We start from the raw sequence: 24,910 nt of genomic DNA, 5'->3' as shown, positions 1-24,910 counted from the left end.
ACCTGGACTTCCGCTGTCAGAGCAGCGACTTCGCGACGGCCAGCACGCGGTCGATCGACTCCTCTTCGCCGACCGAGATGCGGATGCCGTCGCCCGAGAAAGGACGCACGATGAGGTCGGCGGCGTCGAAGGCCGCGGCGACCTCGTCGGTGCGCTCGCCCGCGGGCAGCCAGACGAAGTTCGCCTGCGAGTCGGGCACCTGCCAGCCCTGCGCGCGCAGGCCGCCGAGCAGGCGGGTGCGGCGCTCGACGATCACCGACACCCGTTCGCGGAGCTCGGCCTCGGCGTCGAGGCTGGCGATCGCCGCGCGCTCGGCCGCACTGGTGACGGAGAGCGGGATGCCGGTGGTGCGCGCGGCGTCGAGCACGCGCGGATGCCCGATGGCATAGCCCACGCGCAGACCGGCGAGCCCGTATGCCTTCGAGAAGGTGCGCAGCACGACCACGTTCGGATGCCGCTGGAAGATCCGCTCGGCGAGACCGTCGACCGCATCGGGCGCGGTGACGAACTCGGCGTACGCCTCGTCGAGGATGATCAGCACGTCCTGCGGCACGCGGGCGACGAAGGCCGCGAACTCCGCGCTGGTGACGATCGGCCCGGTGGGGTTGTTCGGCGTGCAGACGATCACCACGCGGGTGCGCTCGGTGATGGCATCCGCCATCGCGTCGAGGTCGTGCCGCCCCCCGGAATTCGGTCCCTGAGCCTGTCGAAGGGGCACCTGCACGCCGGTCGCACCCGCGACAAGCGGAAGGCTCGGGTACGCCTCGAACGAGCGCCAGGCGTAGACCACCTCGTCGCCGACGGACGCGGTGCCGAGCACGAGCTGGTGCAGGATCGACACCGATCCCGCGGCGACGTGCACCGCATCGGGCTCGACGCCGTACTTCACCCCGAGGCGGGCGCGCAGCGCCGCTGCGGAGGCGTCGGGGTAGCGGTTCACCGGCGTGGTCGACTGCAGCGCCTCGAGCACCGACGGAAGCGGCTCGAAAGGGTTCTCGTTGCTGGAGAGCTTGAATGCGTCAGGACCTGCCTGCTTGCCCTGGCGGTACGGCGGCAGGGCGGCGATCTCAGGACGGATGCGGGGCAGGATCGGCTCGGTCACGGCATCAGTCTATGAGCGGCGGCATCGGCCCCGACGACGATGCGTAAGGCAGTACCATTCTGGTATGGCGATGAACCTGCGACTTCCCTCTGACCTCGACGCGAAGCTCGACGAGATTGCGGCGCGCCGGCACACGTCGAAGCACGCGATCATCATCGAAGCCGCTGCCCGTTTTGCGGACAGCGAATCGAAGACTGATCGCGTCCTCCGGATCGCCGATGGCGTCACGGAGCGGTACGCCGGCGTGCTCAAGCGCCTCGAAGACGCGTAGCCGATGACGGAATACATCGAGCCCCAGCAAGCGCTCGCTCTCGTCGCCTCACTGGGCCTGCGCGTGCGGGATGAAGGTCTGCTCTTCTCTGCTCTGGCACGCCCTTCGGCCGGGATGTTCGGGGTCGATGCGTACCCGACGCTCGAGGAGAAGTCCGCCGCTCTCATCAGTTCAGTCGCTCAGAACCACTCGCTCTTCGATGGCAACAAGCGCCTCTCCCTGTATCTCTCCTTCATCTTCATCGAACTGAACGGGTACGAGGTGACCTTCACGAATGATGAGGCGTTCGACCTCGTTCTCGCCGTGTCGCAGAGCAGGCTCGAGCTGCATGAGATCGCCGACGTCTTCCGATCCCACATCCGCTGAAGCTCGAGCGCGCACACCCCCGACGTGACAGGATCGGCACATGCGATTCCTCATCCGCGTCGTCATCAACGCCTTCGCCATCTGGGTCGTCACGCTGATCCCGGTCCTCGGTATCGGCATCCGGCCGTTCGCCCCGGGCGAGGACCTGCAGGTCGTGCTGACTCTGCTCGCCGTCGGTGCGGTCTTCGCGCTGGTCAACTCGATCATCGGCACGGTGATCCGCATCGTGGCATTCCCGCTGTACATCCTCACGCTCGGTCTGATCTCGTTCATCATCAACGGGCTGCTGCTATGGATCACGGCATGGATCACGAGCGCGTTCAGCTGGGGACTGACCGTCGAGTCGTTCTGGTGGGGCGTCGTCGCTGCTTTCCTCATCTCGGTCATCAACGCGATCCTCGGCGGCATCCTGCGTCCGCAGGAGAAGAAGAAGCGCGGCTGACGCGACGCCGTCGACGGGTCTCACGGCCGCGTCGCCTGGAACTCCATCCGCTCGACCGAGACGATGTCGTGCGCCTCCGCACGCAGACTCTCGTGCAGGCTCTTCACTCGCGCATCGCCCGAGGTCTCGGCCTGGGCGATCGTCTCGTCGTAGGCGTCGCGGAAGTGCGACGGCACCGAACTCAGCTCGCTCCTCGTCGCATACTCGCGAGAGACCGTGATGCTCTCCGGCGAACCGGTCGCATACGCCGGCCCACCCGCAGTCAGGCCGGCGCCGACCGGGTCATCGGTGTGGAAGACGCGGATGAGGGTCTGATCGGTCTCCAGCGATGGGACGGCCGGGCTGCCGACGATCATCACCCGGGGCGTCTCGTACATGCCGCTCATCGCCACCGCCCCCGCGATCGCCGCGCCCTGCGAGTATCCGACCAGGTCCACCCGCGCTCCCTCCTCCGCCCCGGCCAGCTGCAGCGCCTCGAGAGTCGCCGCATATGCCGCGCTCTGCTCGCGATCGACGTAGAGGTCCCAGTTCGACCCCATGTCCCACGGGTCGTCCCCGCCACTGGTCATGCTGCGCGTGCCGTCGATGTAGGCGACGAACGAAACCGCCCCATCGGCATGGGTGCGCTTCTCGACAGCGACCTGCGCCTTGCCGCCCGGCAGGCGCGTGACGAGCTGCTTCAACGTCACGGCCGAACCGTCGACAGACGCCGTCGACACCCGCCTGACGACGACCGGCGGGGCTCCGCCCGTGATGCCTGTGCCGCTCGGAACCGTGCCCATCACTCTCGTGCCGCTGCGCAGCAGCCCCGCGAGTATCCACACGGGCACCGCGGCCTGCATGCTGAGCGCGCCCCAGGCGATCGCATCCAGGGGCTGCGCGAGCAGACCGGCCGTGGATGACCTCTGCCACGTCGAGGTGAGGGTCGACGCCATGGCGTCGAGCTCGGGGTTCGAGTCGAGCAGCGCATCGATGCGCGCCTGCAGCCGGTCCGCCGCGGCGGGCAGCTGGGTCGAGAGCATGTCCTGCTCCGCGCGCAGGTCCGCCAGTTCGAAGGCATCCGCCATGATCGCCGTTCCTGCGGCATCGGACGCGAGAGCTTCGCCCTCGTCTGCGAGCCTCTGCGCGGTCGCCCAGAGCGCCCACAGCTCGATGCGCGTCGCCGTGCTCCACGCGGCGATCAGAGACCCGTGCGCTCGGCGAACGCTTTCCCCGGCATCGGTCAGCCGCGCGGCCACTGCGGCCATGCGATCCGATACCGCTCGCATCTGCTCGGGATCGACGGCGATGGCTCCCCCGCCGGTGATCTGCAGGTCGCTGCTCATGCGATCGCTCGCATGCAGGCGTCGCGCTGCGCGGCGACTTCTGAGCAGTACGTGTCGACGCGGTGCCGCCGCTCGATGAGCGACGCACGCAGGATCTCCACGGCGTCCGCTCGCCAGTGCGTGTCGGCGACCAGCCGCGCCAGCTCCGTTCGCACCTGCGCGAGGGTGTCGAGCGCATCGTCGAGCAGGCGGACCCCGGTGAGCACCGCTGCCATCTCATCGGCCGACGGTGCACCGGGAGGGGAGATCGTGAGCATGCGTCCAGCGTGCGCGACTCTGCGAGCCCCGCCCCACCGGGATCCTGGGCGCTGTGCACAAGTCGACGAGATCAGCGATTGGGGACGGAAGTGGTTGCGGGCAGAATGGTGTGATGACCGACCCGGATCCCTTCCGCGTCATCTTCGTCTGCACAGGCAATATCTGTCGCTCCCCGATGGCCGAAGTGGTGCTTCGCGCGCTCTCCGCGCAGCGCGGACTCGGCGCGCGCGTCATCTCGCGCAGCGCCGGTACGGGTGACTGGCATGTCGGCGAGCGCGCCGACGGCCGCACGCTCGACGCGCTCAGCCGACGCGGGCTCGACGGGTCGACGCACCGCGCGAAGCAGTTCAGCGCCGCATCCTTCGCGGAGAACGATCTGATCGTCGCCCTCGATCGCACCCACGAGCGCATCCTGCGGGCGTGGGCGCGCAGCGAGGACGACGAGGGCAAGGTCACGCTGCTGCGCGCCTACGATCCGCACGCGTCGAGCATGGATGTACCCGATCCGTACTACGCCGGCCCCGCGATGTTCGATTCGGTGCTCGGTATGATTGAGACCGCCACCCGCGGCCTCTTCGCACAGCTGGAGCCGGCTGTGCGGGCATCCCATCGCCGTCTCGCGTGACGCGGGACCCTGAGCAGGAGGACCTGCCCTGACTTCTCTGCCTTCGCTCCCGACCCAGCCGCTCAGCCCTCTCGACGGCCGCTACCAGGCCGCCGTCGCAGGTCTCGCCGACTACCTCTCCGAGGCGGGCCTGAACCGCGCCCGCGTCGAGGTCGAGGTGGAGTGGCTGATCGCTCTCACCGACCGGTCGCTGTTCGAGACGACGCCGCTGCCGGATGCCGAGAAGGAGAGCCTCCGCGCGCTGTACCGCGACTTCGGTCAGGCCGAGATCGACTGGCTGGCTGAGAAGGAAGCCGTCACCCAGCACGACGTGAAGGCGATCGAGTACCTGGTGCGCGACCGGCTTCAGACGCTGGGCCTGGATGCCATCGCCGAGCTCACCCACTTCGCCTGCACCAGCGAGGACATCAACTCCGCCTCGTACGCGCTCACCGTGAAGCGCGCCGTCGAGCAGGTCTGGCTGCCCGCCCTCGACCTCGTGATCGCCAAGCTGCGCGAGCTGGCCGTCGAGCACGCCGACGCCGCGATGCTGTCGCGCACGCACGGTCAGCCCGCGACGCCGTCGACCATGGGCAAGGAGCTCGCCGTCTTCGCGTGGCGCCTGGAGCGCGTGCGGGGTCAGATCGCGGCATCCGACTACCTGGCGAAGTTCTCTGGCGCGACCGGCACCTGGTCTGCACACCTGGCGGCCGACCCGGATGCCGACTGGCCGACCATCGCCCGCGAGTACATCGAGGGCATGGGCCTCGGATTCAACGTGCTCACCACGCAGATCGAGTCGCACGACTGGCAGGTCGAGCTGTACGACCGGGTGCGTCACGCCGGCGGCATCCTGCACAACCTCGCCACGGACGTCTGGACCTACATCTCGCTCGGCTACTTCGCGCAGATCCCCGTCGCCGGCGCGACCGGATCGTCGACCATGCCGCACAAGATCAACCCGATCCGCTTCGAGAACGCCGAGGCGAACCTCGAGCTGTCGGGCGCGCTGCTGAACTCGCTCTCGCAGACGCTGGTGACCTCGCGTCTCCAGCGCGATCTCACCGATTCCACCACCCAGCGCAACATCGGCGTCGCGTTCGGGCACTCGCTGCTCGCGCTCGACAACCTGCGCCGGGGCCTGAACGCGATCTCGCTGCGGCGCGACGTGCTTCTCGACGACCTCGACCACAACTGGGAGGTGCTCGCCGAGGCGATCCAGACCGTCATCCGCGCCGAGGTCGTCGCCGGCCGCTCGAGCATCAGCGACCCGTACGCGCTGCTCAAGGAGCTCACCCGTGGTCACCGAGTCGGCGGCGCGGAGCTGGCGGAGTTCGTCGAGAAGCTCGAGATCGGGGATGCCGCGAAGCAGCGCCTCCTCGCGCTCACGCCGGCGAGCTACACGGGCATCGCCGAGCGCCTGGCGCGATGACCGGAATCACCGCCGCAGAGCTGGCCGACGTGCGGATTCGGCGGCGGCGGTCGGGTCAGCGCTACGCGGTCGACGCGGTCGACGCCTTCCTCGATGAGGCCGTCGCCTCGCTGAAGAAGGCGGAATCGAGCTTGACGACGACGCTCGCACCGGATGACGTGACGCGGAAGCAGTTCCCTGCGGTGGGTCTACTCGGCTCCGGGTACGACGCCGACGCTGTGGACGACCTGCTCGACCGAGTCGCCGCGCAGCTGAACCGTCGCGGACAGAACGGTCAGCAGACGCAGGTGCGCGCTGCTCAGGACGCGCGGGACGAGGCGAGGCTGCGCGGCATGCTCGAGGACATCAAGAAGAACCTCGGCCAGCGCCGCGACGGCTGAGCGTCAGCGCCTGGCGCGCTGAGCGCCGTCACACCGCGTCCGGCTCGGGCACGTCGTCGCGCGGCATGAGCACCGCGGCGAGCAGCGTCAGTGCCGCGAACACGGCGGCGCCGACGAACACCCACGTCGACGCCCAGACGACGGTGGCGGGGTCACCCGCGCCCTTGCCGGCGTCGAGCAGCGAGTTCGAGATGGCTCCGAGCACGGCCACACCGACCGCGCTTCCCGCGGATCGGGCGAAGCCGTTCATGCCCGTCACGGCGCCGCGCTCTCCCCAGCCGACGGCCGCCTGGGCGCCGATGAGCGTCGGCGCGGCCGTCCAGCCGAGCCCGAATCCGAGCACGAAGGCGACGGCGGCGAACAGCAGCGGATTCGGCCAGGGTGCGATGAGCACCAGACCGGCCGCCCCGACGGTCGTGATCGACATGCCGATCAGCACCGTGCGGCGGAAGCCGATGCGCAGGTACAGCCGGCCGACGAGGGATGCCGCGAGCGGCCAGCCCATGCTCAATGCCGCGACCGCGAGCCCGGAGATGAGCGGGATGGCCCCGCCCGCGCCTTCCAGGTAGGCAGGGCCGAAGCTGGTCACGCCGATGGTGAGCGCCCCGACGCCGAAGGCGACGGCCGTGCACGTGAGGATGAGCCGCCGCGTGATGAGGGCGAAGTCGATGATCGGCTCCGCTGCCCGCTTCTCGACGAAGGCGAAGGCGACGAGAAGCAGCGCACCTCCGCCGAAGCAGATCGCGCTCTGCCACGAGAGCCAGGCCCAGGCGCTGTCGCCCTCGAGCAGTCCCAGGATGATGCCGGTGAGCCCGAGCGTCAGCAGAACGGCACCGAGGTAGTCGATCCGGTGCCGCTTCCGCTCCACCTGCTCGTGATACCTGGTGATCAGCATCCATCCGGCCAGCAGGCACAGCGGCACGTTGACGAAGAAGATCCATCGCCAGGCATCCAGCTGCGCGAAGATCCCGCCGAGCGACGGGCCGACGACCGATGAGATCGCCCAGACGCTCGCCATGTAGCCCTGCACCTTGGCCCGCTCGGCGACGGTGTAGATGTCGCCCACGATCGTCATGGCCATCGGGCCCACGGCGCCTGCGCCGAGACCCTGCACGACGCGGAACAGGATGAGCGTGAGCATGCTCCATGCGAACCCGCACAGCACAGATCCGGCGAGGAACAGCCCGATGCCGATGAGAATGATCGGCTTGCGGCCGATCGTGTCGGCGAAGCGCGAGTAGATGGGCACGCTCACCGCCTGCGCGAGGAGGTAGACCGAGAACAGCCACGGGAACAGCTGATAGTCGCCGAGATCCCGCACGATCGTCGGGACGGCGGTGGCGAGGATCGTGGTGTCGATCGCGATGAGCCCGGTGGCGAGCATGAGCGCGCCGAGCACGGGGCCGCGCTCTGATCGCAGACCGACGGAGGCGCGATCGACGGAGACGGTCATGACAAGGCCAAGCCGGACCACGACCGATCTATTCCCGCTGCGGGTGGATCGGCGGCGCGAAGTGGCGGATGCTGGAGAGCACACGCCTGAGAGGAGCGGCCGATGAGACGACGCGTCGCACCCGCGATCGTGCTCGGCGCTCTCGTTCTCGCGGGGTGCTCGGCTCCCGGCATCCCGCGGCCGCCCGCCGTGGGCCCGATCGACACGGCCAACGCAGAGCCGGTGACTCTCGCATCGGGTCTGGCCGCGCCGTGGTCGGTGGTGCGGCTCGACGCCGGCGGGGCGCTGATCTCACAGCGCGACGGAGGCGAGGTGCTCGAGCTGACGGCATCCGGAGACCTGCGCGAGGCGGGCGTCGTGCCCGGGGTCGTCTCGGGCGGCGAGTCCGGTCTGCACGGGCTCGCGCTGCTCGATGACGGCGAGACGCGCTGGCTCTACGCCTATCACGGTGCCGCGGACGACAACCGGGTGGTGCGGATGCCGCTCGCCGGCGAGCCCGGCTCACTGACCCTCGGCGAAGTCGAGGTGGTGGTCTCAGGCATCCCCCGTGCGTCGACCCACGACGGCGGACGGATCGCCTTCGGCCCGGACGGGATGCTCTACATCGCCACGGGCGATGCCGGGCAGCGCGAGCGTGCTCGCGACCGCGACCACCTCGGCGGGAAGATCCTGCGGGTGACGCCGGAGGGGGAGCCGGCGCGCGGGAACCCGTTCGGCACCGCGGTGTACAGCCTCGGCCATCGCAATGTGCAGGGTCTCGCGTGGACCGACGACGGCACCCTGTGGGCGAGCGAGTTCGGGCAGGACACCTGGGATGAGCTGAACCGCATCGACGCGGGAGGCGACTACGGCTGGCCCGACCACGAGGGATTCGCGCGGGCGGCTGACGCGATCGATCCGGTCGCAGTCTGGGCGCCCGGCGAGGCGAGTCCCAGCGGGATCGCGGTGATCGACGACGTCGTGTACGTCGCGGGGCTGCGCGGCGGGCGGCTCTGGCTGTATGACACGGCCACGCCGAGCATCGAGCCCTGGCCGGTCTACACCGGCGAGTTCGGTCGGCTCCGCGACGTCATCGCCGGTCCCGGCGACACGTTCTGGGTGCTGACGAACAACACCGACGGTCGTGGATCACCCGGACGCGACGACGATCGGCTGCTGCAGCTCACGCTGCCGGAGGGATGAAGCGGGTCAGGATGCCGTGGCCGGGCCGTCGCCGGCATCCCGGCGCTCCCCGCTCTTCGGCGCGCCGGTCTGCCCGGTGTTCGAAGCGCCGGTCTGGCCGGTCTTCGGCGACGACGATGCCTCGTCGTGGTCGAAGAGCACCGGGCGATCGATGGTCTTGGTCACATCCGCAGGGTCGACCGCGAGCATGAGCATCGCGAGACCGAGGAGGGTGACGATGAACGAGGCGCCGCCGATGACCAGGCCCAAGCCGATCGGGGTGAGACCCTCATAGGTGCCCTTGGCGATCGACAGGTTCACGCGCTGGGTGAAGGCCCCGGTGGAGACGAGGGTGACGACCGTCGCGAAGACGCCGGCGGCGAGGGCGATGCCCACGAGGTGCAGCGGGCGCAGAATCTCTTTGCGCGTCGGCTTGTTGTCGGTCATGCCTCTCCTCCGTGGTCGGCCAGGCGGTCGGCCCCGGCAGTCGTCTCGCCCGTCGTCGCGGTGCTCTTCGCGGCGGGTGCGAGCCCCGCGATGCCGAGGAACACCGCCACGATGGCGGCGTAGCCGCCGAACAGTCCCACGCCGATGATGATGCCGGTGAGCGACATCTCGTGCCCCTCGACCGCGTAGTCCTGCACGAATCCGACGGGAACGGACAGCTGCAGCACCGCGAGCAGCAGTCCCAGCGCTCCGATGGTGATCGCGTCGCGAGAGCCCTCCTGGCCTCGCGAGCGGATGCCCGAGATCAGCTCGACGAGACCCGTCAGCGCGGCCCACGTGATCACGAGCACGAAGAACAGCGCGTCGGTGCGCCAGGTCGAGATGCTCGCGGCCATGCCGAGGACGAGCGTGATCGCGCCCATCAGCACCGACGGCCAGCGCTGGCCCGCGCGGTGAACGATGATCGCGGCGACGATCAGCACCAGCGAGGTGACGATCGCGAACCCGCCGAACAACGACAGGCCGACGGCGGCGGAGTGATCGGGCGAGAACGTGATCATGATCGCGGCGACAGCCGCCATGAGGGCGCGCGCGAGCTGCACGGTGCGCACGGTGAAAGGGCGCCCCGTAGCGGGACGCGCGGTGCGCGTGTGGGAAGCGGCGGGCATGACAGTCCTCGGATCGGTGACCCGACCAGTCTACGTCGCGCCACCTTTGCGCAGCCTCGCAGTCGCGCCATCATGGAAGGGCCGACCGAGCGAAGGAGCCTCCGATGACCCGAGCCGCAACCGCCGCCACCATGGCAGTGCGCGAGATGCGCGACTTCCTCTTCGCGCATGGCGACGACTACGACGGAGCGCGCGCCGGGTTCTCGTGGCCGCAGGTCGACGAGTTCAACTTCGCTCTCGAGTGGTTCGACGTCGTCGCCGGCGAGAGGCCCGACCGGCCGGCGGTGCAGATCGTGTCGGCCGACCTCTCCCTGCGCAGCTGGACCTACGGAGAGCTCGCTGCCCGCTCGGACCAGGTCGCCAGCTGGCTGCGCACCCTCGGCATCCGGCGCGGCGATCATCTGATCGTGATGCTGGACAACACGATCGAGCTGTGGGAGATCATGCTCGCGATCACGAAGATCGGGGCGATCGCGATCCCCACGTCGACCCTGCTCTCGGCATCCGATCTCGCGTACCGCATCTCACACGGCCGCGCCCGTGCGGTCATCGCGCTCGGTTCGCTGACCGAACGGGTGACGGACGCCGTGCGCACGAGCGGCACGGAGGTCGTGCGCATCTGCGTCGGGAAGGCAGCGGACGGCTGGCACGCGTTCGCCGCCTCGCGCGATGCCGACCGGAGCTTCGAGCCGGACGGACCGACCCCGGCATCCGACACGGCCCTGCTCTACTTCACCAGCGGCACCACCAGCCGGCCCAAGCTGGTGGCTCACACGCACGAGTCCTACCCGATCGGGCACCTCTCCACCATGTGGTGGCTGGGGGTGAAGCCGGACGACGTGCACCTGAACATCTCCTCCCCCGGCTGGGGGAAGCACGCCTGGTCGAGCTTCTACTCGCCGTTCCTCGCCGAGGCCACCGTGTTCGTGTACAACTACGAGCGGTTCGACGCGAACACCCTCATGCAGGTGATGGACAGCCATCACGTCTCGACGTTCTGCGCTCCGCCGACGGTGTGGCGGATGCTGATCCAGGCCGATCTGACTCGCCTGCTCCACCCGCCGCGCGAACTCGTCGGAGCCGGTGAGCCGCTGAACCCCGAGGTCATCGCGCGCGTGCGCGAGGCGTGGGGCTCGACCATCCGCGACGGATTCGGGCAGACCGAGATGACCGCGTGCATCGGCAACTCTCCTGGTCAGATCGTCAAGGACGGATCGATGGGACGGCCGCTGCCCGGGTACCCGGTGGTGCTGCTGGACCCGGTCACCGGCGAGCCGACCGAGCGCGAAGGCGAGATCGCCCTCGATCTCGCCGACAGCCCGCTGGGCCTGATGGCGGGCTACTACGACGACCCCGATCAGACAGCCGAGTCCCGCGCGGGCGGCTATCACCACACCGGCGACATCGCCGTACGCGACGACGACGGCTACCTCACGTACATCGGCCGTGCCGACGACGTCTTCAAGGCATCCGACTACAAGATCTCGCCGTTCGAGCTCGAGTCCGTGCTGCTCGAGCATGATCTCGTCGTCGAGGCGGCCGTGGTCCCGAGCCCCGATGAGACGCGGCTGGCGGTGCCCAAGGCGTACGTCTGCCTGCGAGCGGACGCCGTCGAGGGTCCGGATGCCGAGCGCGACGCCGCCGCGCAGATCTTCGCCTTCGCGCGCGAGCGCCTCTCATCCCATCTCTGGGTGCGCGTCATCGAGTTCGTGCCCGAGCTGCCGAAGACGATCTCGGGCAAGATCCGCCGGGTGGAGCTGCGCGCGCGGGAAGCCGAGCGCGTGGCATCCGGCGACAGCGCCGGGCAGCGCTTCGATCGCGATCACCGATAGCCGGCGCTGCGCACGATCAGGAGGCGACGCGAACCGTCTCGGTGATCGCTCGCGTCTGGATGCCGCGCACCGGGAGTGCCGAGTCGTGCCGAGCCGGCTCGGCCGGCGCGGACTGGGCCGTTGCGGAGATGACCGGTGCGGCGGTTACCGATGCCGGCGTGGCTGCGCGTGTCACGCGGCGCAGCAGCACGCGCACGACGGTGCCGACCACGAAGGCCGCGGCGAGCGCGCCCACCGACACGATGACCGGAGTCCACACCGACGCGAAGGATGCGCAGAGGCTCAGCATCGCACCCAGGATCCACACGCCCCCGCCACCGCCCGCCAGCCCTGCGGCGCCGCGCGCCAGCGCGAAGGCGGTGACGAGCGAGCAGACGATGGCGAGAACCGCACCGGCATTGCCGATCGGCACGAGCACCGATGCCAGCGTGTTGGCCACTGCAAGACTGGACATTCCCCGACCCCCCGGTCATCCGCACCCCGCGTCGCGGCGTGCTCGTGACAGCCAGGTTACGCGCGGAGATTCGGATTGTGCGTCCCCCCGGGGAACGATTCGGCATCATCCTGAGGGATGACGGGTGAACGGCCCGTGTCAGCGCGGGCGCCGTATCCTCCTGGGAAGACGCAGCGCGCTCAGACGTGCGGCGGCGACCGGCGCCGGGCCGGTGAACACAGCATCCACCAGCTGAGCACCCTCGGCGGGGTTGACCACCGCGACCGGCGTGGTCAGTGTGGTCTCGACCGGCTCGACCGGCATGCGGGCGAACGCGCGATGCGCGGAGAGATAGGCCGGCACGAGAAGCGCCACCGCACCGATCCAGGCCAGCGGATTGCTCAGCGCCACACCCACGAATCCCCACATCGCACCCAGCGCGAGGGCAGCGATCACGCGCGCGACCAGCTCGATCACTCCGGTGATCGTCGGCACGGCGACCCGTCCGACCCCCTGCAGCGCGCCACGCAGCACGAACAGCGTGCCGAGCGTCCAGTAGCTCACCCCGTTGATGATCAGCATCTGATGCGCGAGGTCCACGACGCGGTCGGATCCCTCGCCGACGAACAGACGCACCACCGATGCGCCGAACGCGATCATGAAGGCGCCGAGCAGCACCGAGGCGACGATCGCCATCCCCAGCGCCTGGATCGTGCCGCTGCGGATGCGGTCGGGGCGGCGCGCACCGAGGTTCTGCGCTGCGTACATCGACGACGCGAGACCCAGCGAGGCGAGCACGGCGACCGCCATGCCGTCGATACGCGAGGCAGCGGTGTACGCGGCGACCGCATCGGCGCCGAGCCTGTTCAGCGCCACCTGCACCGTGAGGGTGCCGATCGCGATGATCGACGCCTGGAATCCCATCGGCAGGCCGAGCCGCAGATGCTCGAGCACGTCGGCGCGGCTGATCCTCCAGTCGTCGCGGTGCACGTGCAGCACGGGCAGCCTGCGCCACAGGTACGCCAGGCACAGCACCACCGAGATCGCCTGCGCGACCACGGTCGCCCAGGCGGCACCGGCGACACCCCAGCCCAGCGGGCCGACCATGACGATCACGAGCCCCACGTTCAGGGCACACGAGATGGTGAGGAACACCAGCGGGGTCCTCGAATCGCCGACCGCGCGGATGATGGCCGCCAGATAGTTGAAGAACATGATCGTGCTGCCGCCGATGAAGGTCACCTGCGTGAAGGCGGTGGCCTCGGCGATCAGCTCGGGCGGCGTCTGCAGCAGCTCGAGACACGGTCGTGCGATGAGCGGTCCGAGCACCGTGAGGATCACGCTGGTGGCCGCGGTCAGCGCCGTGCCCGTGGCCACCGAGCGGCTCACACCTCGGGCATCCCCCGCCCCGAACGCCTGAGCGGTGGGGATGGCGAAGCCGCTCGCGAGACCCCACGCGAAGCCGATGACGAGGAAGATCAGGCTGCCCGTCGCGCCCACGGCGGCGAGCGAGCTCACGCCCAGCTGGCGTCCGACGACGATCGTGTCGACGAACTGGTAGAGCTGCTGCACGACGTTGCCGATGAGCAGGGGAACGGAGAAGAGGAGGATGACGCGCCAGGGGCGGCCAGTGATGAGGGTGGTGGCCATGATGATCCGGGGGATGAGGAGGTGCCGGCAAAAAGAGGGCGGCACCATGGATCGTCACGGCGCCGCTCCGATACTCTATCGAATCGTTTCGACAAGATCGACACGGAGGCGTCTACTTCTTTCCGTGATGCGCCGCCAGGGGCTTGCCGACGGTCGGCTTCGGTGGGTAATCCGGATGCATGACCCGCCTGCGTCGAAGCGATCCGCACGCCCCCGGCATCCGGCGCCTGCGTCATGGGCGCGGCTATCGGTTCCTCGGCCCTGACGGTGCCGCTGTCGACGACCCGGCGATGCTCGAGCGGCTGCGCGCGCTCGTCGTGCCGCCCGCATGGACTGACGTGTGGATGTGCCCCTACGCGAACGGACACATCCTCGCGACCGGAATCGATGCCGCCGGGCGGCGCCAGTACATCTATCACCCGGCGTGGCATGAGCGGATGGCGCGGGAGAAGTTCGATCGCATGCTCCAGCTGGCCGAGGTGCTTCCCGCCGCCCGCGGCGGCGTGACCCGCGACCTGCGCACGGACGGGTTCGGCCGGCCTCGGGTGCTCGCGGGAGCGTTCCGGATGCTCGACTCGGCCCTGCTGCGGGTCGGGTCGGAGCAGTACGCGAAGGCGCACGGCAGCATCGGGCTGGTCACGCTTCGCGGATCGCACGCCCGGGTGCGCGGCGGCCGGATCGTGGAGCTGCGCTTCCCGGGGAAGAGCGGCCAGCCCTGGGAGTCCGAGGTCGACGACCCCGATCTCGCCGTGCTGATCGCCGGACTGAAACGCCGCGGCGGTCGCTCGCTGCTGCTGAGCTGGCAGGACGACACGGCCCGCACGGCCGCCTGGCACGCGCTTCGCGCCGCCGACATCAACGCCGACGTCCGGCTGCGCACCGGAGGCGACTTCACAGCGAAGGACTTCCGCACGCTGCACGGCACCATCTCCGCCGCGGTGGCACTGGCCGAGATCGGCCTGAAGCCGACCGCCACCGCGCGCTCTCGTGCGGCCGCCCAGGCGGTGCGTGTCGCGGCATCCGCCCTGGGCAACACTCCCACCGTCGCGCGCGCAAGCTACATCGACCCACGGGTGTTCGATCTGTACGACGAGGGTGTCGTCGTCGACCCTTCTCGGCGGGTCGAAGGACAGCTCGTGACGCTGTTCTCCTGAGGCTGTCAACCCGGTGGGCGACGCCGGATGCCCGAGGCTAACGTCGCCTGCACAAGTCCGCATACGAAGGAGGAGCGATGAACGACGACATGTCCGCCGAGGAAATCGGCACCGAGGAACTCGGCCACCGCGATGAGGGCACGGAGGACGCCGACACGAGCGGCCGCTCGGGCGGCGGTGATCACCCCAGCCAGGCCGAGGGCGAGGACCCGGACAACCCGACGACGCGGCCGGATCCCGACACCACCGGGCACCCGTCTCCGGCCGAGGGCTGAGACCCGCCGCCGCAGCGCAGCGGGCCGTCGACGGCCCGGCAGGAGCATGATGGAGGGGTGGTCGACATCCTCTCCGCGCTCTCTACGACGCCCGAGCCCCAGTATGTCGAGGTGGGTGACGGCGTCGCCCTCGCGACGTACTCGTGGGGTGATGCCAACGGGCCGACGGTCGTGCTCGTGCACGGATTCGCATCGAGCACGGCCGACACCTGGGTGCACACCGGCTGGGTGCGCATGCTCGAACGCGAAGGATTCCGCGTTCTCGGCATCGACCAGCGCGGGCATGGCGCCAGCCAGAAGCCGCACGACTCCGCGGGCTACACGGTGCGGAACCTCGCCCGCGACGTGGAGTCGGTGCTCGACACCTTCCTCGTCGACGAGGCGCTGTATGCGGGCTACTCGCTGGGAGCGCGGGTCGGCTGGCAGGTGGCGCTGGATCTCGACGATCGCATTCAGCGGGCGGTGCTCGGCGGGGTGCCCGACGGCATCCCGCTCGATCGGCTGGACACCGACCAGGTGCGCCGGTACGCCGCAGACGGCACTCCCGTCGCAGACCCGGTGACGCAGAGCTACATCACGCTGGCCGAGCGCGTGGCGGGCAACGACATGCACGCGCTGCTCGCGCTGGCCGAGGGCATGCGCGACTCGCGCTCGATCGACCCCGATCCCGCCCACGCTCCGCAGCAGCCGGTGCTGTTCGCCACCGGTGCGCAGGATGCAGTGCTCGAGGGCTCGCGGCGGCTTGCCGAGGCCGCTGCGCAGGCGACGTTCTTCGAGATTCCCGGTCGACACCACTTCAACGCCCCGGGGGCGAAGGCGTTCCGCCTGGCCGCGCTGGAGTTTCTCAGAGGCTGAGCGCTCAGCGCCGCTCGCCGCTCGAGCGCGCCATCAGCGTGCGGATGACCGCGAAGACGATCACGGCGACCACCGCGACGATCGCGAGCTTGGCGATGAACCAGATCAGCGAGAAGAGGACGTTCACGATCCAGAATGCGATGACGACCGAGACGACGACGCCGACGATGGTCCAGAGGGTGCTCTTGGTCATGTCCTCAGCCTAGAAGATGCGTCTAACGTGTGATGGTGACCTTCGACGGCCCGCTCTCGGCATCCGCGTATGAGCTTCTCGGAGTCGCAGCCACCGTCTCGGACGACGAGCTGCGCCGCGCCTACCGGCTCCGACTGCGCCAGACGCATCCCGACACCGGCGGAGATGCGGCGGTGTTCGTCCGCGTGCAGCAGGCCTGGGAGCTCGTCGGCACCTCAGCAGCCCGCGCCGCGTACGACCGGGGACGAGGAGCGGCATCCTGGGCCGCACGCCCCGCGGCCCCTGGCGCGACCGGCACCCACCCGCGAGGACGGTCCCACGGACAGGCGGGCGCGTGGCGCCGTCGCCGCTACCGGGCGCTGCTCGCCGACCAGCTCGGCCACGAGGTGACGGAGGCCGAGGCCTACGACCCGCTCGTGGTGCGCGCGGCGTCATGGGAGGCCCGACGGATGCTGGCCGACGCACTGGCCGAGGAGGTCACGGCGTCGGCGATCGAGGAGCTCGGCATCGGGTTCACGGCCTGGCACGACGTCGCCACCGGCGAGGACGACGGCGGGAAGCTGGACCACGTCGTGCTCAGCCCGAGCGGGCTGTACGGTCTCATGTCCGAGGACTTCGGCGGGCCGGTCCGGTTCCGGCAGGGCGAGGTCATCGGCAGCGCCGTCGGGGCGGCCACGCCGATCCGCGATCTGCTCGCCGGCATGCGGACCGTCGCGCGCGCTGCGCGGGTGCGCTTCGGCGGTGCGATCCTCATCCTCCCCGACGACGACCTCGACGACGCCGTGACGCCACTGGGTGCCATTCGCGGCGTGCCGGTCGTCGTCGTGCGCCGCAGCGCGCTGCGCACGGTGCTGCGCGGCGGGGTGCCTGGGGCGCGGGTGCTCGGCGGCAACGAGGCCTTCGACGTCCGCAGCCGCCTGACGCACAGCGTGCGCGTGCTCTCGCCGTGATGTCGCGCGAGGGAGCACCGGGTGCCCGTGCCGGGATCTGGTCGTGGGGGTTACGGTGAGAGCGTGGATGCCGTCGACCCGATGCCTGATCACCCCGCTCCGGATGCCCCGTCGGGCAAGCTCGTGCTGCTGCGCCACGGCGAGACCGAGTGGTCGCGCACGGGCAGGCACACCGGACTGACCGACATCCCGCTCACCGCGCACGGCGAGGAACTGGCCCGGGCGGCCGGCGAGCTGGTGACCGGCTACGACTTCCAGCTCGTGCTGAGCTCGCCGCTGCAGCGCGCGCGCCGCACGGCGGAGCTGGCGGGCTTGAAGGCGGGGATCGACCCGCTGCTCGTGGAGTGGGACTACGGCGGATACGAGGGCCGCACCACGAAGGAGATCCGCGCGGAGCTCGGCTACAACTGGACCACCTTCGCGCACGGTGTGATCCGCGGCGAGACGCCGGGTGAGACGGTCGAGGAGGTCGCCGCCCGGGCATCGCGCGTGCTGACGAGGGTGCTGCCTGCGATGGCATCCGGAGATGTCGCGCTCGTCGCGCACGGTCACTACCTGCGCATCCTCACCGCGGTGTTCCTGCGCCAGGCGCCGCGGTTCGCGGCGTCGATCTCGCTCGACGCCGGGTCGGTCTCGGTGCTGGGGTTCGCCCGCGAGCAGCCGGCGATCCTCGCCTGGAACCACGGCCCGCACCTGCCCATGCAGCCCGCCGAGTCCTGAGCGCCCTTCTCGTCGCGTGGCCGACTGATACTGTTCGAGCACCGTCGAGCCGAAGGACCCCATGAGCAACGTCACTCCCCCTCCTCCGTCACGCGAGCCCTCCCGCTCTTCGCACCCGCAGCCGTCCGTGCCCGGGTACGGCGATCCGGGATACCCGCAGATGCCCGGCCCCGTCTACGGCTCTCCTGCTCACCCGGGCTCACCGAGCCCGTCGCCCTACGCTGCGCCCGGGATGCTTCAGCCGGTCGGTCTGCGACCGCTGCGCGGCATCGGCGCTGCGACGCGCTGGCTCATCCTGGCATCCGGTGTCGTGACGCTGCTCGCGGCCGCCGTCGAGTTGTGGGGCATCTCGCTGCTCGGGGGGCTCGCGTCGGGCAGGACGGGCTTCGAGAGCCTGCAGATGTACGACTCCGTGACGCTGCTGCTCTCCGGCGTCACCGGCCTCACCATGATCGGCGCGGGTGTCTGCTGGCTGATCTGGCAGCACCGCGCGGCCTCGTCGGTGCCGCCGGCAGCACTGCGCCGCTCACCCGGATGGCATGTCGGGTCGTGGTTCATCCCCGTTGTGGCGCTGTGGTTCCCGTTCCAGAACGTCAAGGACATCGTCCGAGGGTCGCAGGCACCGGTGAGCTCCGGGCTGCTCCGCGGGTGGTGGGCGCTGTGGATCGCCTCGAGCCTGACCTATGTAGCCTCCAGCAACATGATGAACGCCGCGGATTCGGTGCCTGAGCTGAGCGCAGCGCTGAACGTGTCGATCGCCGGGGATGTTCTCTGGATCGCGGCCAGCGCTCTGGCCTGGATGCTGGTCGCGCGCACCACGGATGCGATCGACCCGAGCGTCCGCTGAAGACAGCGCCCGGCGGCCGGTGTGCGGGGCGTCCGGCAGTGTGCCGCATGAGCGGCGCGCGGTCAAGCACTCGCCGTGCGACGTGAGCGGCATCTAGGCTCGCGGAATGGCCCTGTTCCGCAGCGATCGTCCCCGTCGCATCCAGCTCGATCAGACGACCGTGGAGCCCCGGGCGACGCGTGCCCCGTGGAGCCTGTGGGCCGACGGATTCGGACGCCTCGGCATCCGCTCGATCCAGATCCTCCTGGTGGTCGCCGTCGCGGCGGGCATCGTGTTCGTCATCCAGTACCTCACCCTGGTGACGATCCCGCTCGCCATCGCGCTCATCCTCGCGTGCGCTTTCGCCCCGGCGATGAAATGGCTGCGGCGGCACCATATCCCCGACCTGCTGGCGACTGTCATCACGCTGCTCACGATCGTCATCGTGCTGGGCGGCTTGAGCTGGCTGATCGTCTGGGCCGTTCGCGATCAGTGGGATGACCTGTACTCGCAGGCGCAGCAGGGCGTCGACCATCTGATCGACTGGACCGACACGCTGCCGTTCCAGCTGTTCACCCCCGACCAGATCGAGGAGTGGACCAAGACGCTCACCGACTTCGTCACGAGCGCGCAGTTCGGCTCCGGTGCGCTCGCGGGCGTGAGCGCTGTGGCGAGCTTCGTCACCGGACTCGTGCTGCTGGTCACCATCCTGTTCTTCTTCCTCAAGGACGGCCCGCAGATGTGGGAGTTCCTGCTGCGACCGTTCCACGGCGAGAGCGAGCGCCGCGCGCGCCGGATCGGCCACAAGACGGTGGGCGTCCTCGGGTCGTACGTCCGCGGCACGGCGACCGTCGCGCTGGTGGATGCCGTCGGCATCCTGATCGGTCTGCTCATCCTGCAGGTGCCGCTGGCCATCCCCCTCGCGGTGCTCGTCTTCCTGCTGGCATTCATCCCCATCGTCGGTGCGACGCTGGCCGGCGTGCTCGCGGCGCTGGTCGCCCTCGTCGCGAACGGCTGGGTGAGCGCCCTGCTGGTCGTCGGCGTCGTCGTGCTGGTCAACCAGCTGGAGGGCAACCTGCTGCAGCCGTTCCTCATGGGCCGCACGATGAAGCTGCACGCGTTCGTCATCCTCGTCGCCCTGGCCGTGGGCACCGCCCTGAGCGGCCTCGTCGGCGCCGTGCTCGCCGTGCCGGTGACGGCGGCCGTCTGGGGCATCATCCAGGTGTGGGACGGCGAGAACCTGCCGGTGAAGTGGGCGCGGCGGAAGCCGCGTGAGCCGCGGGCCTCGGAGAGCACCGCGGTCGAGATCGCCTGAGGCCGGGCATCGAGAACCCGTCGCGCTGGGCTCGCCCAGGTGGTTGCATGGCGTCATGAGCATCGCGACCTCTGCAGACGGAACCGAGACCTCCTACACGACCACCGGGGCGGGACCGGCTGTCGTCGTCGTGAACGGCGCGCTGTCGACAGCGGCGGATGCTGCGCCGCTGGCGGAGGCGCTGGCTGAAGCGGGGTTCCGCGCAGTGACCTGGGATCGTCGCGCGCGCGGCGGCAGTGGTGATCGCCCGGATTCGGCGCCGACCGATGAGGCCGACGATCTGGCGGCCGTCATCGCGGGGGTCGGTGGAGTGGGAGCTGTTCTCGGCCACTCCTCGGGCGCGATCCTGGCCCTGTTCGCGGCGTCACGCGGGGTGCCGACCGGTGCGCTGTTCCTGTCGGAGCCGCCGATCGACTTCGACGGGCAGGGCTGGGGCGAGGAGCTGCCGCGACGACTGCAGGAGCTGGTCGACACCGAGCGGCACGAGGACGCCATCGCGATGTTCCAGCGCGACGCCGTGGGCTTGCCGGCCGAGATGATCGAGGCGGGCCGTGCAAGCGGCCAGCTGACCGCCCTCGCCCCGCTCGCGCAGTCGACGGTGTACGACGCGCGGCTGACGCTGCGCTATCGGCATCCGGATGCCGCTCTGCTGGACGTCGATGTGCCGGTGACCGTGCTGCGCGGCGCGCAGACCTTCCCGTTCCTCGTCGGGTCCTCCGACCGGCTCGCCGCGGAGATCGAGAGCGCCGAGCTGGTGATCGTGCCCGAGTCGGTCATGCACCGCCCGGATCCGGTGGCGACCGCGCGGGTCATCGCGGAGCGGGTCTGACGGGCGGTCGGGCCGCGGTGGACGAGTACCCTCGCGGTATGAGACGGCCCGTACCCGATCCCATCCACGCCGGCGAGGAGTCGGTGTGGGACTACCCACGCCCACCGCGCGTCGAGCCGGTGCCCGAGCGGGTGACGATCCGCCTGGGCGGCGTGCTGATCGCGGACACCACTGGGGCGGTACGCGTGCTGGAGACCAGCCATCCTCCCGTGTATTACCTGCCCTTCGAATCGTTCGTCGACGGAGCGCTCATACCGACGGAGGGGTCGTCGTTCTGTGAGTTCAAGGGCGAGGCGGCGTACTTCGACGTGCATGGTGGAGGGCGGGTTGTGCGCAGAGGGGCGTGGACCTACCCGCGCCCGGCGCGTGGCTTCGAGTCGCTCACCGGAGGGGTCGCGGTCTACGCGGGCGACATGGATGCCTGCACCGTCGGAGACGAGCTGGTCACACCGCAACCGGGTCGCTTCTACGGCGGCTGGATCACCTCGAGCATCCGGGGTCCCTTCAAGGGCGAACCCGGTTCGATGGGGTGGTGACCCCTCGGATCAGGCGGTGAGCCCGGGATCGTCGTTGTCGTCCCCGCCGTCGAATGTCGCGGTGAGGATCTGCTCGGCCTCGAGCGTGAGGTCGATGGTTCGAGCGAGCAGCCCGGCGAGGGAGGTCGCGCGCAGCAGTTCGAGCTGGTCGATCGGCCCCAGCGGCGCGATCGCGGCGAGCTGCCACGAGGACTCCAGCGGATCGTCGGAGATCTCGATGCTGGGATCCCACCGGCTGCCGGAGGTGAGCGCACTGCGGGTGAGCACGCGGCGGACGTGCTTCTCGGCTTCATCGCGCAGCGGTGCGAGCATCGGGTCCCAGGTCAGTTCCGGGACCGCGTGCACCTCGGCGGTCGGGTAGACCTCGTCGTTCCACCAGGCGCCCACTTCGATGCGCTCCGCGCCCACGACGAGCAGTTCGATGTCGCGCTCGGTCGCCGCGACCTCGACGATTCGCGCCATCGTGCCGGTGGCGAAACGGGTGTCTCCTCCCCCGGCCTCGGATCCGCGCTCGATGAGCACGACGCCGAATGATGGGTCGTGCGATTCGAGGGCCGCGCCGAGCATCTTCAGGTAGCGCTCTTCGAAGACGCGCAGGGCGAGAGGCGTGTACGGGAACAGCACCGTCTCGAGCGGAAACATCGCAGTGGCTGCCATCGCGCCAGTCAACCACTCCGGACGACCTGCGTCACTCGCTCGGGACGATCAGTTGAAGTCGCCGCCTCCGCCACCGAAGTCACCAGGAGCCATGTCCTTGAACCGCGAGTAGTGGCCCTGGAAGGCGACGGTGATCGTCGCGGTCGGGCCGTTGCGGTGCTTGGCGACGATCAGGTCGGCCTCACCGGGACGGATGTCCTTGTCGTAGGCCGCCTCGCGGTGCAGGAGGATCACCATGTCGGCGTCCTGCTCGATCGAGCCCGACTCACGCAGGTCGCTGATCGCGGGCTTCTTGTCCGAGCGCTGCTCGGCACCACGGTTGAGCTGCGACAGCGCGATCACCGGCACCTGCAGCTCCTTCGCGAGCAGCTTGAGCGCACGCGAGAACTCCGAGACCTCCTGCTGACGCGACTCGACGCGCTTGCCGCTCGTCATCAGCTGCAGGTAGTCGATCACGACCAGCCGCAGGCCTTCACGCTGCTTGAGCCGGCGGCACTTCGCCCGGATCTCGACGAGCGTCATGTTCGGGCTGTCGTCGATGTACAGCGGCGCATCGTTGATGCGGCCGCGGGTCGCGGCGACCGTGGTCCAGTCGCGCGGGTCGAGGGTTCCCTTGCGCATGTTCTGCAGCGGGATCGCGCCTTCGGCGCTGAGCAGGCGCATCGCGATCTCGCTCTTGCCCATCTCGAGGGAGAAGAAGATCGATGGCTCGTTGTGGCCGATGGCTGCCGCGCGCGCAAAGTCCAGGGCGAGCGTCGAGTTGTGAGTCGGGATCATCGACTCGCCGGCGAGGTAGAGGTGTTCGGCGTTGTCGACCTGCACGCATCGCACCGGCACGCTCGCGATCGGACGCACCGCCTTGACGTAGCGACGGCCGATGCGGGCGATGCTGACCGGCCGCTCCTGCTCGTGCAGACGGCGCTTGCGCTCCAGACGGAACACGTCGTCCACGGTGGAGAAGTTGAGGATGTAACAGGTCGACGACGCTTCGGAGCGCCCGTGGACTCGCTTGGACGTGCGCCCGCACTTGTATCCGAGGCTCACGATCAGCTCGTACACACTGTCGGCGAGCCGCTTGTTCGTCACCGCGAACTGGCACGAGCCGACGCCACGGACGACTGTGCCATCCGTGTCCATCAGACCGGCGAGCAGCTCGCGGCGCTGGCTGACGGAGGCGCGCAGATACTGCGCGGGCACATGCTTGTCGCCGATCACGCCGAGGCCGCGCAGCAGGGCCGTGAATGAGCCGTGGTCGCGGTAGCACTCAGCGCATCGCTGCGCCTCTCCCGAGAACGGCGAACCGCAGTCGGGGCAGCTCAGGCGCTCGGGGTGGGCGCCCTTGTTCTTCGGTCCGCAGGTGCGCCCGCAGGTGCGCACGTGCGGATGACGTGCAGTGAATGGAGTGCCGCACACCTCGCAGTCGCGCACGAGCGTCTGGGTGGGGAGCTTCAGCGCGTAGAGCATGTTGCCGCGCGCTTCGGCGCGGATGCCAGTGGCTGCGATGAGCCCGGGGATCTCCGCAGTCTCGCTGGTCATGCGCGCACCGTCGCTGTGCCCGTCGCCGAGCCACGCGCCCAGCACGTAGGGAGGAATCGGCAGCTCGGCATCCGGCGCACGCAGCGCGGCCGCATTCTGCACCGAGTGATTGGCTCGTGCGTCAGCTCCGACGGTGAGGGTGTCGCGGATCTGCTCGGTGGTCACCGTCACCGATCCGCCAGCGGGCGAACGACGGGTCGCGCGCGTCTCGGTCACCCACTGGTGCTGTGCATCAGCGACGATGACCGAGCCATCCGAGAACTCGACCTCGTAGCAAGGACGCTCGACCATGATCTCCGTCGCCACCACCACCCGTGTGGGGCGGCCATGCGCGTCGTACAGATCATCGCCGACCTGCACGTCACCCATCGTGGTCCACCCGGTAGGGGTGGGCAGCCGGGTGTCGAGCGCCAGCGCCTTACCCATAGCCGGTCTCGCCGCGACGACGATCATCTGACCGCCGTGCAGACCGTTGGTCAGCTCGTCCAGCTCGCGGAATCCGGTGGGGATGCCGGTCATCGTGCCGTCACGGCCGTTGGCCGCCTCGATCTCCTCGACAGCCGCGTCGACGGCGACGGTGAGCGGCACGTAGTCCTCGGCCGTCTCGGAGCCGGTCACCGAGTAGATCTCGGCTTGGGCGTTGTTGACGATGTCGGCGGCATCGCCCTCACCCGCGTAGCCGAGCTGCACGATGCGCGTGCCCGCGTCGACCAGGCGACGCAGGATGGCGCGCTCCGCCACGATCCCGGCGTAGTAGCCGGCGTTCGCCGCGGTCGGAACGATCGAGGTGAGGGTGTGCAGGTAGTCGGCCCCGCCGGCGCGCCCCAGCTCACCCGTCTTGATCAGCTCATCCGTGACGGCGACGACGTCGGTGGGCTCGCCGTGCGAGTACAGCGAGAGGATCGCCTCGAAGATCAGCTCGTGCTTGGGCACGTAGAAGTCGGCACCCTTGAGCATCTCGATCACATCGGCGACAGCATCCTTCGAAAGCAGCATGCCGCCCAGGGCGCTCTGCTCGGCGAGAAGGTCGTGCGGGGGCGTGCGCTCGGGGGCGCGGGAGTTACCCAGACGCTCGTTCGAGATATCTGCGATCGACACGGTGCTCCTCCCGGCCGGCACGACTGAACACACGTCACCGGCGCTTGCGACCGGCGGGTAGTCGGCCTCGGGCACAAGCAGAACACGCGCCACCGACATCCGGTCTCCCCCAAGGTAGGAGCCGAGTTATCCCCATGCAAGC

General features: G+C 69.6%; 28 protein-coding genes. 17 read left to right on the top strand and 11 right to left on the bottom strand.

The annotated features are described in order from the left end of the window. Positions 1-16: 16 nt before the first annotated feature. The gene (locus tag ACIPV2_RS09575) at positions 17-1,102 is read right to left on the bottom strand and encodes a histidinol-phosphate transaminase (RefSeq protein WP_400840653.1); all 1,086 of its coding nucleotides are present in this window, start codon (positions 1,100-1,102) and stop codon (positions 17-19) included. Between the two features lie 64 nt (positions 1,103-1,166). Here ACIPV2_RS09575 and ACIPV2_RS09570 point away from each other — a divergent pair, with 64 nt between their 5' ends. From ACIPV2_RS09570 to ACIPV2_RS09560, 3 genes are read left to right on the top strand one after another with little or no spacing between them, the layout of a single operon-like run. Next, a complete protein-coding gene (locus ACIPV2_RS09570; protein ID WP_400840651.1) occupies positions 1,167-1,373 on the top strand; it encodes a CopG family ribbon-helix-helix protein in 207 nt (68 codons plus the stop codon). Positions 1,374-1,376: 3 nt separating this feature from the next. Next, entirely contained in the window at positions 1,377-1,739 is a 363-nt protein-coding gene (locus ACIPV2_RS09565) for a type II toxin-antitoxin system death-on-curing family toxin (RefSeq protein ID WP_400840649.1), read from the top strand. Between the two features lie 40 nt (positions 1,740-1,779). Further along, positions 1,780-2,181, top strand: coding sequence for a phage holin family protein (locus ACIPV2_RS09560; protein WP_101187541.1), 402 nt, complete (start codon positions 1,780-1,782; stop codon positions 2,179-2,181). 20 nt (positions 2,182-2,201) lie between these two features. Here ACIPV2_RS09560 and ACIPV2_RS09555 read toward each other — a convergent pair whose 3' ends face one another. Both ACIPV2_RS09555 and ACIPV2_RS09550 read right to left on the bottom strand, forming a co-directional pair. After that, positions 2,202-3,506 carry a hypothetical protein gene (locus ACIPV2_RS09555; RefSeq protein WP_400840646.1) on the bottom strand — a complete coding sequence of 435 codons (1,305 nt, stop codon included), beginning with the start codon at positions 3,504-3,506 and terminating at the stop codon, positions 2,202-2,204. Continuing rightward, positions 3,503-3,763 (bottom strand): hypothetical protein, encoded by a 261-nt coding sequence (locus tag ACIPV2_RS09550; RefSeq protein WP_400840644.1) that lies wholly within the window; start codon positions 3,761-3,763, stop codon positions 3,503-3,505. Before ACIPV2_RS09550 ends, ACIPV2_RS09555 begins: the two co-directional genes overlap by 4 nt. Positions 3,764-3,876: 113 nt before the next feature. Here ACIPV2_RS09550 and ACIPV2_RS09545 point away from each other — a divergent pair, with 113 nt between their 5' ends. The 3 genes from ACIPV2_RS09545 to ACIPV2_RS09535 are packed head-to-tail and all read left to right on the top strand — an operon-like array spanning position 3,877 to position 6,180. Continuing rightward, positions 3,877-4,389, top strand: a complete 513-nt coding sequence (locus tag ACIPV2_RS09545; RefSeq protein WP_101187538.1) for a low molecular weight protein-tyrosine-phosphatase — start codon at positions 3,877-3,879, stop codon at positions 4,387-4,389. A 37-nt stretch (positions 4,390-4,426) separates the two neighbouring features. After that, positions 4,427-5,800: an adenylosuccinate lyase gene (gene purB / locus ACIPV2_RS09540; RefSeq protein ID WP_400841794.1), complete on the top strand. Its 1,374-nt coding sequence runs from the start codon at positions 4,427-4,429 to the stop codon at positions 5,798-5,800. Further along, on the top strand, positions 5,797-6,180 hold the full coding sequence (locus ACIPV2_RS09535) for a DivIVA domain-containing protein (RefSeq protein WP_400840642.1): 384 nt from the start codon (positions 5,797-5,799) through the stop codon (positions 6,178-6,180). The genes purB and ACIPV2_RS09535 overlap by 4 nt, the downstream gene beginning before the upstream one ends. Positions 6,181-6,208: 28 nt before the next feature. On the opposite strand, the gene ACIPV2_RS09530 is transcribed toward ACIPV2_RS09535, so the two are convergent. Continuing rightward, a complete protein-coding gene (locus ACIPV2_RS09530; protein WP_400840640.1) occupies positions 6,209-7,633 on the bottom strand; it encodes an MFS transporter in 1,425 nt (474 codons plus the stop codon). Between the two features lie 102 nt (positions 7,634-7,735). Between ACIPV2_RS09530 and ACIPV2_RS09525 the strand changes: the two genes are divergently transcribed. Beyond that, entirely contained in the window at positions 7,736-8,815 is a 1,080-nt protein-coding gene (locus ACIPV2_RS09525; RefSeq protein ID WP_400840638.1) for a PQQ-dependent sugar dehydrogenase, read from the top strand. 6 nt (positions 8,816-8,821) lie between these two features. Here ACIPV2_RS09525 and ACIPV2_RS09520 read toward each other — a convergent pair whose 3' ends face one another. Further along, positions 8,822-9,241 (bottom strand): hypothetical protein, encoded by a 420-nt coding sequence (locus ACIPV2_RS09520; RefSeq protein WP_400840636.1) that lies wholly within the window; start codon positions 9,239-9,241, stop codon positions 8,822-8,824. Next, entirely contained in the window at positions 9,238-9,909 is a 672-nt protein-coding gene (locus ACIPV2_RS09515; RefSeq protein WP_400840634.1) for an acyl-CoA synthetase, read from the bottom strand. The genes ACIPV2_RS09520 and ACIPV2_RS09515 overlap by 4 nt, the downstream gene beginning before the upstream one ends. 104 nt (positions 9,910-10,013) lie before the next feature. Between ACIPV2_RS09515 and ACIPV2_RS09510 the strand changes: the two genes are divergently transcribed. After that, a complete protein-coding gene (locus ACIPV2_RS09510; RefSeq protein ID WP_400840632.1) occupies positions 10,014-11,741 on the top strand; it encodes an AMP-binding protein in 1,728 nt (575 codons plus the stop codon). Positions 11,742-11,757: 16 nt separating this feature from the next. Here ACIPV2_RS09510 and ACIPV2_RS09505 read toward each other — a convergent pair whose 3' ends face one another. Together ACIPV2_RS09505 and ACIPV2_RS09500 are read right to left on the bottom strand one after the other, a co-directional pair. Then, the gene (locus ACIPV2_RS09505; RefSeq protein ID WP_400840630.1) at positions 11,758-12,195 is read right to left on the bottom strand and encodes a hypothetical protein; all 438 of its coding nucleotides are present in this window, start codon (positions 12,193-12,195) and stop codon (positions 11,758-11,760) included. A gap of 138 nt (positions 12,196-12,333) precedes the next feature. Beyond that, on the bottom strand, positions 12,334-13,824 hold the full coding sequence (locus ACIPV2_RS09500) for an MATE family efflux transporter (protein WP_400840628.1): 1,491 nt from the start codon (positions 13,822-13,824) through the stop codon (positions 12,334-12,336). Positions 13,825-14,003: 179 nt separating this feature from the next. On the opposite strand from ACIPV2_RS09500, the gene ACIPV2_RS09495 reads away from it, so the two are divergent. The 3 genes from ACIPV2_RS09495 to ACIPV2_RS09485 all read left to right on the top strand — a co-directional run bounded on the left by ACIPV2_RS09495 (position 14,004) and on the right by ACIPV2_RS09485 (position 16,108). Continuing rightward, positions 14,004-14,978, top strand: coding sequence for a DNA topoisomerase IB (locus ACIPV2_RS09495; protein WP_400840626.1), 975 nt, complete (start codon positions 14,004-14,006; stop codon positions 14,976-14,978). A gap of 77 nt (positions 14,979-15,055) precedes the next feature. Beyond that, positions 15,056-15,253, top strand: coding sequence for a hypothetical protein (locus tag ACIPV2_RS09490; protein ID WP_400840623.1), 198 nt, complete (start codon positions 15,056-15,058; stop codon positions 15,251-15,253). Positions 15,254-15,310: 57 nt separating this feature from the next. After that, entirely contained in the window at positions 15,311-16,108 is a 798-nt protein-coding gene (locus tag ACIPV2_RS09485; RefSeq protein WP_400840621.1) for an alpha/beta fold hydrolase, read from the top strand. A 4-nt stretch (positions 16,109-16,112) separates the two neighbouring features. Here the strand turns inward: ACIPV2_RS09485 and ACIPV2_RS09480 are convergent, their stop codons facing one another. Then, complete coding sequence (locus ACIPV2_RS09480; RefSeq protein WP_101187529.1) at positions 16,113-16,301, bottom strand: hypothetical protein; 189 nt, start codon at positions 16,299-16,301, stop codon at positions 16,113-16,115. 35 nt (positions 16,302-16,336) lie between these two features. On the opposite strand from ACIPV2_RS09480, the gene ACIPV2_RS09475 reads away from it, so the two are divergent. The 6 genes from ACIPV2_RS09475 to ACIPV2_RS09450 all read left to right on the top strand — a co-directional run bounded on the left by ACIPV2_RS09475 (position 16,337) and on the right by ACIPV2_RS09450 (position 21,477). After that, positions 16,337-17,251, top strand: coding sequence for a J domain-containing protein (locus ACIPV2_RS09475; RefSeq protein WP_400840618.1), 915 nt, complete (start codon positions 16,337-16,339; stop codon positions 17,249-17,251). An 81-nt stretch (positions 17,252-17,332) separates the two neighbouring features. Then, positions 17,333-17,971 (top strand): histidine phosphatase family protein, encoded by a 639-nt coding sequence (locus tag ACIPV2_RS09470; RefSeq protein ID WP_400841792.1) that lies wholly within the window; start codon positions 17,333-17,335, stop codon positions 17,969-17,971. 232 nt (positions 17,972-18,203) lie between these two features. Beyond that, positions 18,204-18,818, top strand: a complete 615-nt coding sequence (locus tag ACIPV2_RS09465; RefSeq protein ID WP_400840616.1) for a DUF4328 domain-containing protein — start codon at positions 18,204-18,206, stop codon at positions 18,816-18,818. A 106-nt stretch (positions 18,819-18,924) separates the two neighbouring features. Further along, positions 18,925-20,112, top strand: a complete 1,188-nt coding sequence (locus ACIPV2_RS09460; RefSeq protein WP_400840614.1) for an AI-2E family transporter — start codon at positions 18,925-18,927, stop codon at positions 20,110-20,112. 55 nt (positions 20,113-20,167) lie between these two features. Then, on the top strand, positions 20,168-20,941 hold the full coding sequence (locus ACIPV2_RS09455; RefSeq protein ID WP_400840612.1) for an alpha/beta fold hydrolase: 774 nt from the start codon (positions 20,168-20,170) through the stop codon (positions 20,939-20,941). A 38-nt stretch (positions 20,942-20,979) separates the two neighbouring features. Next, positions 20,980-21,477, top strand: a complete 498-nt coding sequence (locus ACIPV2_RS09450; protein ID WP_400840610.1) for a DUF427 domain-containing protein — start codon at positions 20,980-20,982, stop codon at positions 21,475-21,477. Positions 21,478-21,486: 9 nt separating this feature from the next. On the opposite strand, the gene ACIPV2_RS09445 is transcribed toward ACIPV2_RS09450, so the two are convergent. Together ACIPV2_RS09445 and dnaB are read right to left on the bottom strand one after the other, a co-directional pair. Then, positions 21,487-22,134: an LON peptidase substrate-binding domain-containing protein gene (locus ACIPV2_RS09445; RefSeq protein ID WP_400840608.1), complete on the bottom strand. Its 648-nt coding sequence runs from the start codon at positions 22,132-22,134 to the stop codon at positions 21,487-21,489. Between the two features lie 48 nt (positions 22,135-22,182). Then, positions 22,183-24,867 carry a replicative DNA helicase gene (dnaB, locus tag ACIPV2_RS09440; protein WP_400840606.1) on the bottom strand — a complete coding sequence of 895 codons (2,685 nt, stop codon included), beginning with the start codon at positions 24,865-24,867 and terminating at the stop codon, positions 22,183-22,185. Positions 24,868-24,910 lie beyond the last annotated feature (43 nt).

This window comes from Microbacterium sp. NPDC089987 (assembly GCF_044748505.1).
Lineage (GTDB): Bacteria > Actinomycetota > Actinomycetes > Actinomycetales > Microbacteriaceae > Microbacterium.
This window is presented reverse-complemented; position numbering and strand designations above follow the sequence as displayed.

Coding starts and splice junctions, on each gene's coding strand:
- ACIPV2_RS09570 (WP_400840651.1), top strand. CDS start 1,167: ATGGCGATGAACCTGCGACTTCCCTCTGACCTCGACGCGAAGCTCGAC.
- ACIPV2_RS09565 (WP_400840649.1), top strand. CDS start 1,377: ATGACGGAATACATCGAGCCCCAGCAAGCGCTCGCTCTCGTCGCCTCA.
- ACIPV2_RS09560 (WP_101187541.1), top strand. CDS start 1,780: ATGCGATTCCTCATCCGCGTCGTCATCAACGCCTTCGCCATCTGGGTC.
- ACIPV2_RS09555 (WP_400840646.1), bottom strand. CDS start 3,506: ATGAGCAGCGACCTGCAGATCACCGGCGGGGGAGCCATCGCCGTCGAT.
- ACIPV2_RS09550 (WP_400840644.1), bottom strand. CDS start 3,763: ATGCTCACGATCTCCCCTCCCGGTGCACCGTCGGCCGATGAGATGGCA.
- ACIPV2_RS09545 (WP_101187538.1), top strand. CDS start 3,877: ATGACCGACCCGGATCCCTTCCGCGTCATCTTCGTCTGCACAGGCAAT.
- ACIPV2_RS09535 (WP_400840642.1), top strand. CDS start 5,797: ATGACCGGAATCACCGCCGCAGAGCTGGCCGACGTGCGGATTCGGCGG.
- ACIPV2_RS09530 (WP_400840640.1), bottom strand. CDS start 7,633: ATGACCGTCTCCGTCGATCGCGCCTCCGTCGGTCTGCGATCAGAGCGC.
- ACIPV2_RS09525 (WP_400840638.1), top strand. CDS start 7,736: ATGAGACGACGCGTCGCACCCGCGATCGTGCTCGGCGCTCTCGTTCTC.
- ACIPV2_RS09520 (WP_400840636.1), bottom strand. CDS start 9,241: ATGACCGACAACAAGCCGACGCGCAAAGAGATTCTGCGCCCGCTGCAC.
- ACIPV2_RS09515 (WP_400840634.1), bottom strand. CDS start 9,909: ATGCCCGCCGCTTCCCACACGCGCACCGCGCGTCCCGCTACGGGGCGC.
- ACIPV2_RS09510 (WP_400840632.1), top strand. CDS start 10,014: ATGACCCGAGCCGCAACCGCCGCCACCATGGCAGTGCGCGAGATGCGC.
- ACIPV2_RS09505 (WP_400840630.1), bottom strand. CDS start 12,195: ATGTCCAGTCTTGCAGTGGCCAACACGCTGGCATCGGTGCTCGTGCCG.
- ACIPV2_RS09500 (WP_400840628.1), bottom strand. CDS start 13,824: ATGGCCACCACCCTCATCACTGGCCGCCCCTGGCGCGTCATCCTCCTC.
- ACIPV2_RS09495 (WP_400840626.1), top strand. CDS start 14,004: ATGACCCGCCTGCGTCGAAGCGATCCGCACGCCCCCGGCATCCGGCGC.
- ACIPV2_RS09490 (WP_400840623.1), top strand. CDS start 15,056: ATGAACGACGACATGTCCGCCGAGGAAATCGGCACCGAGGAACTCGGC.
- ACIPV2_RS09480 (WP_101187529.1), bottom strand. CDS start 16,301: ATGACCAAGAGCACCCTCTGGACCATCGTCGGCGTCGTCGTCTCGGTC.
- ACIPV2_RS09470 (WP_400841792.1), top strand. CDS start 17,333: ATGCCTGATCACCCCGCTCCGGATGCCCCGTCGGGCAAGCTCGTGCTG.
- ACIPV2_RS09465 (WP_400840616.1), top strand. CDS start 18,204: ATGCTTCAGCCGGTCGGTCTGCGACCGCTGCGCGGCATCGGCGCTGCG.
- ACIPV2_RS09460 (WP_400840614.1), top strand. CDS start 18,925: ATGGCCCTGTTCCGCAGCGATCGTCCCCGTCGCATCCAGCTCGATCAG.
- ACIPV2_RS09455 (WP_400840612.1), top strand. CDS start 20,168: ATGAGCATCGCGACCTCTGCAGACGGAACCGAGACCTCCTACACGACC.
- ACIPV2_RS09450 (WP_400840610.1), top strand. CDS start 20,980: ATGAGACGGCCCGTACCCGATCCCATCCACGCCGGCGAGGAGTCGGTG.
- ACIPV2_RS09445 (WP_400840608.1), bottom strand. CDS start 22,134: ATGGCAGCCACTGCGATGTTTCCGCTCGAGACGGTGCTGTTCCCGTAC.
- dnaB (WP_400840606.1), bottom strand. CDS start 24,867: ATGTCGGTGGCGCGTGTTCTGCTTGTGCCCGAGGCCGACTACCCGCCG.